The 12,653-nt window shown below is 64.6% G+C and carries 10 protein-coding genes and 2 riboswitches; of the genes, 4 read left to right on the forward strand and 6 right to left on the reverse strand.

What is annotated here, in order from left to right:
* From pcnB to EPN31_RS04570, 4 genes are all read left to right on the forward strand, one after another.
* Positions 1-1,377: a polynucleotide adenylyltransferase PcnB gene (gene pcnB, locus EPN31_RS04555; RefSeq protein WP_291770150.1), complete on the forward strand. Its 1,377-nt coding sequence runs from the start codon at positions 1-3 to the stop codon at positions 1,375-1,377.
* Positions 1,378-1,386: 9 nt separating this feature from the next.
* A complete protein-coding gene (gene folK / locus EPN31_RS04560) occupies positions 1,387-1,908 on the forward strand; it encodes a 2-amino-4-hydroxy-6-hydroxymethyldihydropteridine diphosphokinase (protein WP_291770153.1) in 522 nt (173 codons plus the stop codon).
* Positions 1,909-1,972: 64 nt separating this feature from the next.
* Positions 1,973-2,485, forward strand: coding sequence for a dihydrofolate reductase (locus EPN31_RS04565; protein ID WP_291770215.1), 513 nt, complete (start codon positions 1,973-1,975; stop codon positions 2,483-2,485).
* A 131-nt stretch (positions 2,486-2,616) separates the two neighbouring features.
* Complete coding sequence (locus EPN31_RS04570; protein WP_291770217.1) at positions 2,617-3,900, forward strand: aspartate aminotransferase family protein; 1,284 nt, start codon at positions 2,617-2,619, stop codon at positions 3,898-3,900.
* A 144-nt stretch (positions 3,901-4,044) separates the two neighbouring features.
* On the opposite strand, the gene EPN31_RS04575 is transcribed toward EPN31_RS04570, so the two are convergent.
* From EPN31_RS04575 to EPN31_RS04600, 6 genes are all read right to left on the reverse strand, one after another.
* On the reverse strand, positions 4,045-4,266 hold the full coding sequence (locus tag EPN31_RS04575; RefSeq protein ID WP_291770156.1) for a 4-oxalocrotonate tautomerase family protein: 222 nt from the start codon (positions 4,264-4,266) through the stop codon (positions 4,045-4,047).
* A gap of 104 nt (positions 4,267-4,370) precedes the next feature.
* Entirely contained in the window at positions 4,371-7,256 is a 2,886-nt protein-coding gene (gene gcvP / locus EPN31_RS04580; protein WP_291770159.1) for an aminomethyl-transferring glycine dehydrogenase, read from the reverse strand.
* 39 nt (positions 7,257-7,295) lie between these two features.
* Positions 7,296-7,667 (reverse strand): glycine cleavage system protein GcvH, encoded by a 372-nt coding sequence (gene gcvH / locus EPN31_RS04585; RefSeq protein ID WP_291770163.1) that lies wholly within the window; start codon positions 7,665-7,667, stop codon positions 7,296-7,298.
* Positions 7,668-7,713: 46 nt separating this feature from the next.
* Positions 7,714-8,796, reverse strand: coding sequence for a glycine cleavage system aminomethyltransferase GcvT (gene gcvT, locus EPN31_RS04590; protein ID WP_291770166.1), 1,083 nt, complete (start codon positions 8,794-8,796; stop codon positions 7,714-7,716).
* Positions 8,797-8,837: 41 nt separating this feature from the next.
* Positions 8,838-8,939: riboswitch (glycine riboswitch) on the reverse strand.
* Between the two features lie 12 nt (positions 8,940-8,951).
* A riboswitch (glycine riboswitch) is annotated at positions 8,952-9,044 on the reverse strand.
* A 65-nt stretch (positions 9,045-9,109) separates the two neighbouring features.
* Positions 9,110-10,315, reverse strand: a complete 1,206-nt coding sequence (locus EPN31_RS04595; RefSeq protein ID WP_291770169.1) for a CaiB/BaiF CoA-transferase family protein — start codon at positions 10,313-10,315, stop codon at positions 9,110-9,112.
* Complete coding sequence (locus tag EPN31_RS04600) at positions 10,308-12,581, reverse strand: arginine/lysine/ornithine decarboxylase (RefSeq protein WP_291770172.1); 2,274 nt, start codon at positions 12,579-12,581, stop codon at positions 10,308-10,310. Before EPN31_RS04600 ends, EPN31_RS04595 begins: the two co-directional genes overlap by 8 nt.
* Positions 12,582-12,653 lie beyond the last annotated feature (72 nt).

The following is a 12,653-nucleotide window of genomic DNA, read 5'->3' on the forward strand; positions in this document are numbered from 1 at the left end:
ATGCTCACGCAGACCATCAAACATTTCGTCTCACGCCTGCTCGCGACGCCGCCCAGCGGCCCTGTGCGCCTGCCACTCGATAAACACGGCATCGACCGCCGCCTGGTTTCGCGGCACGCGATCAAGGTCTGCGAAGTCCTGAACCAGGAAGGTTTCGATGCTTACATCGTGGGCGGCGCGGTGCGCGATCTCATCGTCGGCCTGCAGCCCAAGGACTTCGACGTGGCCACCAACGCCACGCCCAACCAGATCCGCCCGCTGTTCCGCCGGGCACGCATCATCGGCCGGCGATTCCAGCTGGTGCATGTGGTCTTCGGCCAGGAAATCATCGAGACATCCACCTTCCGCGCCCCGTCTTCGGGCGAACAGGAAACCGACGAGCACGGCCGCATCCTGCGTGACAATGTCTTCGGGACACACGAGGAAGATGCCGCGCGGCGCGACTTCACGATCAACGCGCTGTACTACGACCCGCTGAAGGAAGAAGTCATCGACTTCCACCAGGGCGTGGCCGACCTGAAGAACCGCGTGGTGCGCATGATCGGCGACCCGGAAACGCGCTATCGCGAGGATCCGGTACGCATGCTGCGGGCGCTGCGCTTCCAGGCCAAGCTGGGCGCGCGCATCGACCCGGCTACCGAAGCACCCATCAGCCGCCTGGCGCCGCTCATCGAACACGTCCCGGCTTCCCGCCTGTTCGACGAGACGCTGAAGCTTCTGACCTGCGGCCATGCCATGGATTGCCTGCGCGAACTGCGCCGCTCGGGTCTGACCAAAAGCCTGATCCCGCTGATCGACCGTATTTTCGAAGAAGAAGGCGGCGAGGCGTTCGTGGAAATCGCGCTGTCGCGCACCGATGACCGGGTGCGCCAGGGCAAGGCCGTGAGCCCCAGTTTTCTGTTTGCCGCACTGCTTTGGCGGCTGGTGGAAAAACGCTGGGCAGCTGAGACCGCCCAAGGCGTGCAACGCAACGAGGCGCTGATCCGCGCCGCCGACTCGGTGATCGAAGCACAGATGGACAAGCTTGCCATCCAGCGCCGCCACCAGGCCGACATGCGCGAGATCTGGCTCATGCAGGCGCGCTTCGAGCGCGCCACCGTGCGCTCCATCTGGCGCATGATGGAACAGCCCCGTTTCCGGGCAGCGGTTGATTTCCTGCAGTTGCGCGCCGAAGCGCGCGAGGTCGACAGCGTGCTCGCGCAATGGTGGATGGACCTGTCCAACAGCGGCGACGAGCGTCGCTCTCAGATGATAGACACCTGGCAGGCCGGGCATACCGGCGCCCGGCACCTGGCAGGCGGGACCACACGCCGCCGCCGGCGCCGCCATCGGACGCCGGACGAGGCCCCCAGCGCCAGCAACCCGCCGGCCGAGTAAAGATCCGCCATGACGCCGACCGGCCAGGCCGCACCCGTGCTGGCTTACATCGGCCTGGGCGCCAATTTGGGCGACGCGGCCACCACCGTCCTCGCTGCTGCTCAGGCACTCCGGGTGGACGCCGAAACCGCGGCCCTGAGGCTGTCCGCGCTTTACTGCACCGCTCCTGTGGACAGTTCGGGGCCCGACTACGTGAACGCGGTGGCCGAAATCCGCACGACTCGCACCCCCTTCGCACTGCTGGCGGCGCTGCAGGCCATCGAAAACCTGTATGGCCGCGAGCGCCCATACCGAAACGCACCGCGCACGCTGGATCTGGACCTGCTCTGGTATGACGGACGCCACATCCAGTCCCCCACGCTGACGGTTCCGCACCCACGCATGCACGAACGGGCATTCGTGCTGCGGCCGCTGCAGGAGCTCTTCCCCGATCTGGTCCTGGACCAGGGCCCCATTGCCGATCTTCTCGCCCGCTGTACGGGCCAGGCCGTGCAGCGGCTGGCAGCACAGGGTCCGGCCGGACGAAGCTGAAGGACCCGTGTCCCGGCCCTTTCAGCGTCACGGGGTGGGCCGGCAGCCGGGTTACACTGCGCGCATGAATGATCACGCACCCGCTGCCCGTCCGCTCATCCGCCTCGTGGTCGCCTACTGCGACAACCGGGTCATCGGCCGGGACGGCACCATGCCCTGGCATCTGCCCTCGGATCTGGCCCACTTCAAGCGCAGCACGCTGGGCCATCCCATCCTGATGGGGCGCAAGACCTGGGCGTCGCTGCAGCGTCGGCCACTGCCGGGGCGCCGTAATCTGGTGCTGAGCCGGGACTCGGGCTTCACTGCGGAAGGCGCTGAATCCTTCACTGGCCTGGGAACCGCACTGGCGGCCTGCACCGGCGCCGAACGGGTGTGCGTCATCGGCGGTGAACAGCTCTTCCGCCTGGCGCTGCCCATGGCCGACGAGATCGTGGCGACCGAAATCCATACGTCGATCGACGGCGATACCTGGTTTCCGGAGCTGGACGCGGGACAGTGGCGCGAGGCAGAGCGTCTGCCACAACCGGCGGAAAACGGCCTCTCGTTTGACTTCGTGACCTACCAGCGGATCCGCTGATCAGGGAAAGCGCGCTTGTGGGCGGGGCACGTCTGGCACAGAATGTGAAGTTCCTATCCTCCAACTCCATATTCCTCCATGAGGCTGCAATGAGTACGCAATCCCCTCCCATCGATCTGTCCAATCTTTGGATGCCGTTTACGGCAAACCGCCAGTTCAAGGCACACCCGCGGCTGCTCAAGAGCGCGCAGGGGATGTACTACACGGCGGACGATGGCCACCGAATCCTGGACGGTACAGCCGGGCTGTGGTGCGTGAACGCCGGCCACGCCCGCCCCGAGATCATCAAAGCGATCACGCGCCAAGCGAGTCAGCTTGACTACGCCCCCAGCTTCCAGATCAGCCACGAGGACTCTTTCCGCGCAGCATCGCGCGTGGCGGCGCTCATGCCGGACGGCCTGGACCGCATCTTCTTCACGAATTCCGGATCGGAGTCCGTGGACACGGCGCTGAAGATCGCACTGGCCTACCACCGTGCCCGCGGCGAGGGCCAGCGTACACGTCTCATCGGTCGCGAACGCGGCTACCACGGGGTGGGGTTCGGCGGCATTTCGGTCGGGGGCATCTCGCCCAACCGCAAGACCTTTTCGGGCGTGCTGCTGCCCGGGGTGGACCACCTGCCGCACACGCACGCACCGGACCATAACGCATTTTCACGCGGGCAGCCGGCCTGGGGGGCCCACCTGGCCGACGAACTCGAACGCATCGTGAATCTGCACGACGCTTCCACCATCGCCGCCGTCATCGTGGAACCCATGGCGGGTTCCACAGGCGTGCTGGTGCCGCCAGTCGGGTACCTGGAACGCCTGCGCGAAATCACATCCAAATACGGTATCTTGCTGATTTTCGACGAAGTCATCACTGCCTTCGGCCGATTGGGCGCGGCCACTGCCAGCGGGCGCTTCGGCGTCACACCGGATCTGATCACGATGGCCAAAGGCATCAGCAACGCCGCCATTCCAGCCGGCGCCGTGGCGGTCCAGCGCGGCATCTACGACACCATCCTGTCGGCCAGCCATAGCGGCATCGAGTTCTTCCACGGCTATACCTATTCGGCCCACCCCATGGCCACGGCAGCGATCCTGGCGGCGCTGGACATCTACGAACACGACGGGCTGTTCCAGCGCGCCGATTCACTGTCCAAGCTCTTCGAGGACGCCGCCCACAGCCTGCGTGGTCGACCCAACGTCATCGACGTCCGAAATATCGGACTGGTGGCCGGCATCGAACTCGCCCCCCGCGAGGGCGCACCCGGTGCGCGCGCAGCCGAGGTCTTCTCACGCTGCTTCGACCGAGGAGTCCTGGTGCGCTACACCGGCGATACGCTGGCTTTCTCGCCACCGCTCATCATCGAAGAATCCCAGATCCACGAGATGTTCGACACGGTATCCGAGGTGCTGGGCGAAATCGCCTGACCCCGACCGCTCGCCATCACCACACACAACTTGCCCCTGTCCTGCGAAATGCAGGACAGGGGCAAGGTTTTCTACATAGCCGACGGATTTACAGGCGACGGATAGCCGACCCAGCCCTCCGCCGCATGGCCGAAATTTCCAGCGTCAGGACTTTCCCGCCGAAGCCTTCGCCCGCGCCCGCATCGCTGTCACGGTCTCGCCGCCGATTCCCCAGCTATCAGTGTCGACTTCCTCGATCACCACAAAGGTGGTCTTGGGATTCTTTCCCAGCACGTCCACCAGAAGCTGCGTGGCGCCCTGGATGAGCTTGGCCTTCTGCTCGGCCGTCGCACCTTCCCGGGTGATCTTGATGTTGACGAATGGCATGTCGAAGTCCCCTGTTTTCGTGTGATGTAAAAAGGCCCCGCCGCCGTGGCGGGATCAAATGGAAAAGGCACCGGGCCAGCCAGCCCGGCGCCTTCGCGACCACCCTAAGCCGTGACGCGTTCCTCGTCTGGCAGATAGGCTTCCACCGGCGGGCAGGCGCAGCTGAGGTTGCGGTCCCCCCAGGCATTATCCACCCGCGCAACCGGCGGCCAGTACTTGCGCGCCGCCAGGCCCGGAACGGGGTAGGCAGCCTGCTCGCGCGTGTAGGGGTGAGTCCAGTCCTGCACCAGCAGCACCGACGCCGGGTGCGGCGCGTTGACCAGCACGTTGTCGCCGGCGGTCTGCTCACCGCGTTCGACAGAGGCGATCTCCGCGCGAATCGCAATCATGGCCTCGATGAAGCGGTCGAGTTCCTCCAGTCCCTCGGATTCCGTGGGTTCCACCATCAGCGTGCCCGGTACCGGAAAGCTCATGGTCGGCGCGTGGAAGCCATAGTCCATCAGACGCTTGGCGATGTCCTCGGCGTCGATGCCACTGACTTCCTTGATTGGACGGACATCCAGGATGCACTCGTGCGCCACCCGACCGTTCGCGCCCGCGTACAGGATGGGGTAATACGGCGCCAGGCGTGCCGCCAGGTAGTTGGCGTTCAGGATCGCCACCTGAGTTGCGCGCCGCAGGCCGGCGGCCCCCATCATGGCAATGTACATATACGAGATCGGCAGGATGCTGGCCGAACCATAGGGTGCCGCCGACACCGGGCCGGACTGGCCGGCTGGCAGGCGACCGTCTTCCCCCACCACACCAGGCAGGTACGGTGCCAGGTGCTCGCGCACCGCCACGGGGCCCACGCCTGGGCCGCCACCGCCATGCGGAATGCAGAAGGTCTTGTGCAGGTTCAGGTGCGAAACGTCTGAACCGAATCGCCCAGGACGTGCCACGCCCACCAGCGCATTCATGTTGGCGCCGTCCAGATAGACCTGACCGCCTGCTTCGTGAACGAGGTCGCAGATCTCGGTGACGGTCGTCTCGAACACGCCATGCGTGGACGGATAGGTAATCATGAGCGCCGCAAGCCTGTCGCCCACCTGGGAGATCTTCGCGCGCAGATCCGCCATGTCGATGCTGCCGTCGGCAGACGAAGCCACGACCACGACATCCATGCCGGCCAGGTGCGCCGACGCGGGATTGGTGCCATGGGCAGAGGCTGGGATCAGGCAGACATTACGCTGATGATCTCCATTGGCCCGGTGATAGCCGCGGATGGCGAGCAGCCCCGCGTACTCGCCCTGGGCGCCGGAATTGGGCTGCAAGCTGACGCGGTCATATCCGGTGATCTCGCACAGGGCGGCCGACAGGCGCTCGATGAGTTCCTGGTAGCCCTGGGCCTGGCCGGCTGGCGCAAAAGGATGCATGTCGCCAAATTCGGACCAGGTGATGGGGATCATCTCAGCCGTTGCATTGAGCTTCATGGTGCAGGAGCCCAAGGGGATCATGGAGCGATCCAGCGCGAGATCTTTGTCGGCCAGGGACCGGAGGTAACGCAGCATGTCGGTTTCGGACTTCACGCGCGAGAATGCCGGGTGCGCCAGGATCGCGCCCTGGCGACGCAGCGCGGACGGGATGCCGTCGCCCACACGGGCAAAGTCCGGTACGGCGCGGTTGGCGCCCGTAGCCGACGACAGCACGCCGACCAGAGTCTCGATGTCGGCTTCGCCCACCGTCTCATCCAGCGACAAGGCAACGTGGGTCTCGTCGACATGGCGCAGATTCATGCCGCCGTCCACGGCCGCATCCAGCACTGCCTGAGTGCGGGCGCCGGTGTCCAGCAGCAGCGTATCGAAATGGCTGTCGTTGCAGACTTTCAGGCCACAGGCCTTCAGGGCGGTGGCGAGCTGCGCGGTATGCGTCGCCACGCGTTGCGCGATGCGCGCAATGCCCTTGGGGCCGTGCCAGACGGCATACATGGCGGCCATGACGGCCAGCAGGACCTGAGCCGTGCAGATATTGGACGTCGCTTTCTCGCGGCGGATATGCTGCTCGCGGGTCTGCAACGCCAGGCGTAGCGCAGGCTCGCCGCGCGCGTCCTGAGACACCCCGACCAGACGGCCGGGCAGATTGCGCTTGTAGGCATCCTTGCAGGCCATGAATCCGGCATGCGGCCCGCCGTACCCCATGGGAACGCCAAAGCGCTGTGTGGAACCTACTGCAATGTCCGCCCCCCACTGACCCGGAGGCGTGAGCAGCGCCAGCGCCAGCAGATCGGTAGCGACCGCCACGACGGCACCCGCTGCATGAGCCTGTTCGACCAGGGCACGATAGTCCGCCACGCCGCCCAGGCTATGGGGGTATTGCAGCAGCACGCCAAAGCACTCGGGCAGGCCTTGTGATTCGTCGCCCACCACCAGTTCGATGTCCAATCCTGCCGCCCGTGTGCGCACGACTTCCAGCGTCTGCGGGTGCACATGTTTCGAGACGAAGAAGTCCTTTGATTTGGCGCGCGACACTCGGCGCGCCAGCGTCATGGCTTCAGCCGCCGCGGTTGCCTCGTCCAGCAGCGAGGAATTGGCAATGTCCAGACCGGTCAGATCGGCCACCATGGTCTGGTAGATGAGCAGGGCTTCCAGGCGCCCCTGGGAGATCTCGGGCTGGTACGGCGTGTAGGCCGTATACCAGGCCGGGTTTTCGAGGATATTGCGCAGGATCACGTGCGGCACATAGGTGCCGTAATAGCCTTGACCGATGTAGCTGCGCAGCACCTGGTTGCGGGCAGCCACCGCCTTCAGATCCGCCAGGGCCTCGACTTCGCCAAAAGGCCCGGGCAAGTCCAGGTACGGCGCTTCGGACAGAATATTGCCAGGGACCACTTCGCGGACCAGCGCATCCAGGCTGGCGACGCCGACAGCGGCCAACATGGCTTGTTGGTCCTCTTCGGCCGGCCCGATATGACGGGATACAAATTCGGAATGCATGGCGGAATCGCGCAGCATGGAGTTCTCCGGGATCAATCTGGGTGATTCGAATGCAGTTCAGGCCTGTGCCTCGTAGGCGGCGGCATCCAGCAGCCCGTCGATATCCGCCGGGTTGTCAGCGCGGATCTTGAAGATCCAGTGGTCATAGGCGGCTTCGTTGATGAGGGCCGGCTGGTCGTTCAGCGTCTCATTGAAGGCGATGATTTCGCCCGCAACCGGCGCGTAGATGTCTGAGGCGGCCTTGACCGACTCGACCACGGCCGCGTTGTCGCCAGCAGCGACCTTGGAGCCGATCTGTACGTCACCGACGAACACCAGGTCGCCGAGCTGATCCTGGGCGTCGTCGGTGATGCCGACCAGGAAGCAGTCGCCGTCGGCCTTGACCCACTCGTGGGACGTCGTGTATTTGCGATCGTTGGGAATGGACATGATGGATCCCTGAAAATGAAAGAATGGAAGAAAGTTGATCGGGTGATCAGGCCAGGACTTTGCCGTTGCGCACAAAGGGCGGGCGCACGATCTGTGCCGGGACCCATTTGCCGCGAATTTCGATCTCGGCCCGATCGCCCGGTACCGAGCCCACCGGCACGCGGGCCAAACCGACCGAAACCCCCATGGTCGGCGCCATGGTGCCGCTGGTCACCTGGCCTTCACCCTGCGCAGTGCGCACCTTCATGTGGCCGCGCATGATGCCGCGCTCCAGCAGCTTCAGGCCCACCAGCTCGCGCACGGCAGGCGCGGCTTCCAGCGCCTGACGGCCGATGAAATCCCGCTCGGGGTCCTTCAGCGATACCGTCCAGGCCAGCCCCGATTCGAGCGGGTGGACCGTTTCGTCCATGTCGTTACCGTACAGATTCATGCCGGCCTCAAGCCGCAGCGTGTCGCGCGCGCCCAGGCCACAGGGATGAACACCGGCTGCCAGCAGAGCGTCCCAAAACGACTTCACCGCAATGGCCGGCAGGACGATCTCGAACCCGTCTTCGCCGGTGTACCCGGTGCGGGCCACCAGGGTGTTCTCGTCGACCAGCGCCCCCGTGAACGGTTTCAGGTCCTGGGTCGCGGGCTTCCATTCCGGGTGCACGGCCCAGACCGTCTCGCGCGCTTTCGGACCCTGGACGGCCAGCATGGCCAGGTCACGCCGGGGAGTGGCCGTCACCCCGTAGGCAGCCGCCTGTTCACGGATCCAGGCGGTGTCCTTGTCCGCCGTTCCGGCGTTCACCACCATGCGCCAGCGATCCGGAGCGAAGAAATAGGTGATCAGATCATCGATCACCCCGCCGTCCGGACGCAGCATGCAGGAATACAAGGCCTTGCCGGGATGGCCGACGATTTTGGCCACATCATTGGCCAACAGATGACGCAGGAAATCCAGCGCGCGGTCGCCGGTGATATCCAGGTTGAGCATGTGCGAGACATCGAACACGCCTACGGACTGACGCACAGCGTGGTGTTCCTCGAGCAGCGAGCCGTAGGACAGCGGCATGTCCCAGCCACCAAAATCAACGATCTTGGCGCCCAGGGCGACATGGGTCTGGAACAAAGGGGTCTGGGCGGGCATGGAGACTCCGGACAATAGAATGGGGGCGGCACAGGTGCCGGCAACGCCCTTCTGTCCTTTTGCCTGAGAGTTGCCCCGCCACTGCTGGGGGTTCACCTTCGGCGCCCGCCCAAACCAGGGCGGGTCTCTCCAGAATGCTGCGATGCGTGCACGGCATCATGCGGGTGGTACGGGGTGCCTGAGCGATTCTGGGCGAATTGCGCCTTCGGCGGCCACCCCATCGGGCGGCACTCTCCCACCCACATCGGGTGACAGCAAGGGCAAAGCATACTCTGAAAACCCACCGCCCAACAATCGAAAAAACGCAGTGAAATCAGATGTAACCGAGCGCTCGCCAGCGTGCCTGAATCTCGGCATCCACGCCCAGTTCGTCCAAGACGTCTCGGGTATCCTGGCCCAGGTCGGGCGCCTGACGCTCGATCCCGCCCGGCGTCGCGGACAGCTTGGGCACGATGCCCGGAACCTGGCAAGGCGTCCCGTCGGCCAGCGGCTGATCCAGGATCATGCCGCGCGCGCGGTAATGCGGATCGGCGGCGATGTCCGCCACGTTGTAGATGCGCCCGGCCGGAATGCGCGCCGCATTGAGTACGTCCAGCGCCTGATCCTGGGTACGGCCGGCCGCCCACTCGCCGATCGCGGCGTCGAGGCGGGCCACCTGGGCCACACGCCCGGGGTTGTGCGCCAGCGCCGGATCAGCCCCCAGATCCTCACGGCCGATGGCCCGCATCAGCCGTTGAAAGATGCTGTCGCCATTGCCGGCGATCAACACATAGCCATCCTGGCAAGCATAGGCGCTGGTGGGCGCAATACCGGGCAGGCTGCTGCCAGCCGGCTGCCGGATTTCGCCAAAGACGGCGTATTCCGGCAACAGGCTCTCCATCATGTTGAAAACAGATTCGTACAGCGCCACATCCACCATCTGCCCCACGCCCTGCTGATCGCGGCTGCGCAACGCCAACAGCACGCCGATCACGCCATGCAGCGCCGACAGGGAATCCCCGATCGACACGCCCACACGCACCGGCGGACGGCCGGGCTCGCCGCTGAGATAGCGCAACCCGCCCATGGCCTCGGCCACCACGCCGAAGCCCGGCCGGTCGCGATAGGGGCCGGTCTGTCCGTACCCCGAGACGCGCAGCATGACCAGCCGCGGATAGAGTTCGTGCAGCGCCTCCCAGCCCAGGCCCCACGATTCGAGCGTGCCAGGCTTGAAATTCTCGACCACCACGTCGCACTCGCCCACCAGGCGGCGCACCAGATCCTGGATCTCGGGTTGTCGCAGGTCCAGGGTGACGGACTTCTTGTTGCGCGACTGGACCTGCCACCAGACGGAGGTGCCCTGGTGCAGCAACCGCCAGTTGCGCAGGGGGTCTCCCTGGCCGGGTGGCTCGATCTTGATGACCTCGGCGCCGAATTCACCCAGGATCTTGGCGGCGAACGGGCCTGCAATCAGCTGCCCCATTTCGAGCACGCGGATGCCCGACAGGGGCTTGGGCTGCGCCGCCTTCGGGTCAGGCATCGACGACGCCCTCGCGGATGCAGTCCACGTAGTAATGGCGCTGACCATTGTCATCGGTATCGTAGGCCAGACCGTGCACGTCCGTCTCAAACCCGGGGAACTGGTGATTGAATTCCTGGGTGAACTTCAGATAATCAACGATGTCGCGATTGAAGCGTTCGCCCGGAATCAGCAGCGGGATGCCCGGCGGATAGGGCGTGAGCAGCACACCGGTCACACGGCCCTCCAGGTCGGCTACCTGGATGCGCTCGACCTCGCGGTGCGCCATGCGTGCGTAGGCGTCCGCCGGGCGCATCGCCGGTTCCATGTCGCTGAGATATACCCGGGTAGTCAGGCGCGCAAAGTCATAGCGTCGGTACGCCTCGTGGATTTGCTGGCACAGGTCGCGCAGCCCCAAGTGTTCATAGCGTTTGTGCGCCTTGGCGAATTCGGGCAGCACGCGCCACAGGGGCTGATTGCGGTCGTATTCGTCCTTGAACTGCTGCAGCGCGGCCAGCAGCGTGTTCCAGCGGCCCTTGGTGATGCCGATGGTGAACAGGATGAAGAATGAATACAGGCCGGTCTTCTCGACCACCACGCCGTGTTCCACCAGATAACGCGAAACCAGCGCCGCCGGGATGCCGCTGTCGGCAAAAGTACCGGAGATATCCAGTCCAGGCGTGACCACCGTGCACTTGATGGGGTCCAGCATGTTGAAGCCTTCGGCCAGATCGCCGAAGCCGTGCCACTCGTCTCCAGACTCCAGCACCCAGTCCTCGCGGTTGCCGATGCCCTCTGCGGGCAGGCGGTTCGGGCCCCAGACCTTGAACCACCAGTCGGTGCGGCCATATTCGGATTCGACCTTGCGCATGGCGCGGCGGAAATCCATGGCTTCGCGGATGGACTCTTCCACCAGCGCGGTGCCCCCCGGCGGCTCCATCATGGCGGCGGCGACATCGCAGGACGCAATGATGGCGTATTGCGGCGAGGTCGACGTGTGCATGAGGAACGCTTCATTGAACAGGTTGCGGTCCAGCTTGCGCGTCTCGGAATCCTGAACCACGATCTGCGACGCCTGCGAGAGCCCAGCCAGCAGCTTGTGCGTGGAGTGCGTGGCGAAGATCATCGTGTCCTTGCTGCGCGGGCGGTTGGGCCCGATCGCGTGCATGTCCTCGTAGAACTCGTGAAAGGCGGCATGCGGCAGCCAGGCTTCGTCAAAGTGCAGGGTGTCGATGTAGGAACCCAGCTTTTCCTTGATCATTTCCACGTTGTAGATGACGCCGTCATAGGTGCTTTGCGTCAGCGACAGGATGCGCGGCCGCTTGTTCACCGCCACTCGCGCAAAGGGATTGGCCTCGATCTTGCGCTGGATGTTTTCCGGATCGAATTCCTCCAGCGGAATCGGCCCGATGATGCCCAGGTGATTGCGGGTCGGGCGCAGGAACACCGGGATGGCGCCGGTCATGGTGATGGCGTGGAGGATGGACTTGTGGCAATTGCGGTCCACCACCACCACGTCGCCCGCCGCGACATTGGCATGCCAGACGATCTTGTTCGACGTGGATGTGCCGTTGGTCACGAAAAAGCAGTGATCCGCATGGAAGATACGCGCCGCGTTCTTTTCTGATTCAGCCACCGGCCCGGTATGGTCCAGGAGCTGTCCGAGTTCATCCACGGCGTTGCAGACGTCAGCGCGCAGCATGTTCTCGCCGAAGAACTGGTGGAACATCTGGCCCACGGGGCTCTTCAGAAACGCGACCCCGCCCGAATGTCCAGGACAGTGCCAGGAATACGAGCCATCCGAGGCATACTCCAGCAGTTCACGGAAGAACGGCGGCGCCAGGCTGTCCAGGTAGGCACGCGCCTCGCGGATGATGTGGCGCGCGACGAACTCTGGCGTGTCCTCGAACATGTGGATGAAGCCGTGGAGCTCGCGCAGGATGTCGTTCGGGATGTGCTGAGAGGTCCGCGTCTCGCCATACAGGTAGATGGGGATGTCTTCGTTGCGAAAGCGCAGCTCGCCGATGAAGGCGCGCAGGTTCTTGATCGCGTTGGCGACGTCTTCCGGCGAGTCCTCGTCGAATTCCTCGTCATCGATGGACAGGATGAACGCGCTGGCACGGCTCTGCTGCTGCGCGAAGGAGCTGAGGTCACCATAGCTGGTGACTCCCAGGACTTCGGCGCCCTCGGCCTCGATGGCCGAAGCCAGGGCACGGATGCCGAAGCCGGAGGTGTTTTCGGCGCGATAGTCTTCGTCAATGATGACGATCGGAAAACGAAATTTCATTGCAATGACCCCAAAAGAGAAGGTCGGCATGGACCGCAGCCCGGCCATGCGAATGACTTATATCCCGCCCGG

The organism is Castellaniella sp. (genome assembly GCF_004321985.1).
Classification (GTDB): Bacteria; Pseudomonadota; Gammaproteobacteria; order Burkholderiales; family Burkholderiaceae_B; genus Castellaniella.

Coding starts and splice junctions, on each gene's coding strand:
- pcnB (WP_291770150.1), top strand. CDS start 1: ATGCTCACGCAGACCATCAAACATTTCGTCTCACGCCTGCTCGCGACG.
- folK (WP_291770153.1), top strand. CDS start 1,387: ATGACGCCGACCGGCCAGGCCGCACCCGTGCTGGCTTACATCGGCCTG.
- EPN31_RS04565 (WP_291770215.1), top strand. CDS start 1,973: ATGAATGATCACGCACCCGCTGCCCGTCCGCTCATCCGCCTCGTGGTC.
- EPN31_RS04570 (WP_291770217.1), top strand. CDS start 2,617: ATGCCGTTTACGGCAAACCGCCAGTTCAAGGCACACCCGCGGCTGCTC.
- EPN31_RS04575 (WP_291770156.1), bottom strand. CDS start 4,266: ATGCCATTCGTCAACATCAAGATCACCCGGGAAGGTGCGACGGCCGAG.
- gcvP (WP_291770159.1), bottom strand. CDS start 7,256: ATGCTGCGCGATTCCGCCATGCATTCCGAATTTGTATCCCGTCATATC.
- gcvH (WP_291770163.1), bottom strand. CDS start 7,667: ATGTCCATTCCCAACGATCGCAAATACACGACGTCCCACGAGTGGGTC.
- gcvT (WP_291770166.1), bottom strand. CDS start 8,796: ATGCCCGCCCAGACCCCTTTGTTCCAGACCCATGTCGCCCTGGGCGCC.
- EPN31_RS04595 (WP_291770169.1), bottom strand. CDS start 10,315: ATGCCTGACCCGAAGGCGGCGCAGCCCAAGCCCCTGTCGGGCATCCGC.
- EPN31_RS04600 (WP_291770172.1), bottom strand. CDS start 12,581: ATGAAATTTCGTTTTCCGATCGTCATCATTGACGAAGACTATCGCGCC.